1 protein-coding gene is annotated in these 1,800 nt (G+C 56.6%); it reads right to left on the bottom strand.

What is annotated here, in order from left to right; genetic code table 11:
• Positions 1 to 182: 182 nt before the first annotated feature.
• Positions 183 to 1,622 (bottom strand): APC family permease, encoded by a 1,440-nt coding sequence (locus ACXJ7R_RS31665; protein WP_126070438.1) that lies wholly within the window; start codon positions 1,620 to 1,622, stop codon positions 183 to 185.
• Positions 1,623 to 1,800: the final 178 nt, after the last annotated feature.

Here is a 1,800-nt window from a genome sequence, read left to right as displayed (position 1 = left end):
GTGTATCGGTGCCTGGGCCATTTTCGAAACCTCCGTTCCGCGAAAATTCTAATCTGGTAGCGTTGCCAACCGTCACGTTTGGAACCAATCAGGGCTCGGTCGCACCTGGGCTGGCAGGCGGCGCGATTGAGGTCGAAAGGGCCAGCCGATTAGGCGAGCCCTCTCGTCTTGTCTTGAAGTTGTTACACTCTGTCGGCGTTTAACCGAGCGACGGCTCCAGGCCGCATCATTGCCCTCACCGCCCCGATGACGGCAGCCACCAGGATCGTGGACGGCAGCGCGACAGCCAACGGGCCCGGAGTGCCCGTGAGGATGTCGAAACCGCTAATGCCGAAGTATGCCACGGCAGCAAAGCCTACAGCAGCAAGAGCAGGCATGATCTTCGTCTTGATCGGCTGGTTCGGTTCCAGTTCCGGGTTCTTGTTGAAGAATGCTATGACTGCGAGGCAGACCGCGAGCATCAGAAGGATGATGCATATGACGGCCACGTTCGCGATCCATGCGAACAGGGTAAGTAGCGGATCGAGGCCTGCGATGGCGAAGACCGAGATCACCGCGAGTGCGATAACCGTCTGCACGATCGTGGCGCGATGAGGACTCTGATAGGTGTCATGAGTGCGGCCGAGCCAGGCCGGCACAAGACCTTCTTTGCCGAGGAAGTAGAAATACCGGGCGACATGATTGTGGAAGGCCAGCAGGCAAGCGAAAACACTGGTCACGAACAACACGCGCATCAACACAGCCAGCCAGTTGCCGACATATTGATTTGCGATGTTGAACACGAACTGGATCGGGTCGCCGATGTTCTGCAGCTGGGTGACAATCGTTGACGTGCCCGCAGCCTCGACGATCCAGATGGTCGAGATGGAATAGAAAACGCCGATCAGGAGGACTGCCGCGTATGTGGCGAGCGGAATGGTCCGCTTCGGATCTTTCGCCTCATCACTGTAGAGGGTTGTGGCTTCAATGCCGATGTAGCAGCCGAAGGCAAACACGAATGTGACACCCAGTGCGGACGTGCTTGGCATACCCGACAGCGAAAGCGGGGCGAGATTGAACCCACCAGGAACGCCTTTGTAGACGATCATCAGGTCAAGGATCAAAACCACCGCGAATTCGGCGATGACGAGAATACCGAGCACCTTCGCGGAAAGGTCTATGCGTCGATAGGCAAGGATCCCGATCAAAGCCGACGCGCAAAGACTGAATGCCCACCACGGCACCGTGACACCGGTGAATGTCTTGACCAGATCGGTGCAGACAGGGCCGAACATCCCCGACATGCCGATCTGCATGCAATTGTAGCCGAGAAGCGCCACAATGGCGGCCGCTCCGCCGGCGGTCTTTCCTAGTCCTCTTGTAATCAGGGTGTAGAACGAAGCCGCATTGTGCACATGGCGGGCCATCGTCACGTAGCCCACCGAGAAAATCAGTACCAGTATCATCATCAGCATGAAGGCCGGGACGATCGCCGTGCCGTTGCCGAAGAGAATGGCGACGGGCAAGACGCCCGCCATATTTGTGAGCGGGGCCACGGCAGACACCACCATCAACGTGATGGCCGCTGCTCCCAGTGTCCCTGCCCGCAGCCCACGATCAGCCGAGGTTTGTTCCTTTGACATCCAACTTCCCCTTCTAGAGTTCATCGGCGTCATTGGTTCATTATTATCACCGATGGTTCTTTATCATGTGATTTTTTTTGGAAATGTCAACCGGCCTGCAGCGACGCTATTTTGCGACGGCATACTTGACATCGATCAAGCCTCGGACCGATAATCTATCTGATGGATACAATAATGA

The sequence above is a fragment of the Mesorhizobium sp. P5_C1 genome, from assembly GCF_054049815.1.
The sequence above is the reverse complement of the archived record's forward strand: the minus strand, read 5'-3'. Positions and strand labels throughout refer to the sequence as shown.

What these genes read in the sequence shown, in the direction of transcription:
- ACXJ7R_RS31665 (WP_126070438.1), bottom strand. Translation starts at nt 1,622, where the DNA reads ATGTCAAAGGAACAAACCTCGGCTGATCGTGGGCTGCGGGCAGGGACA.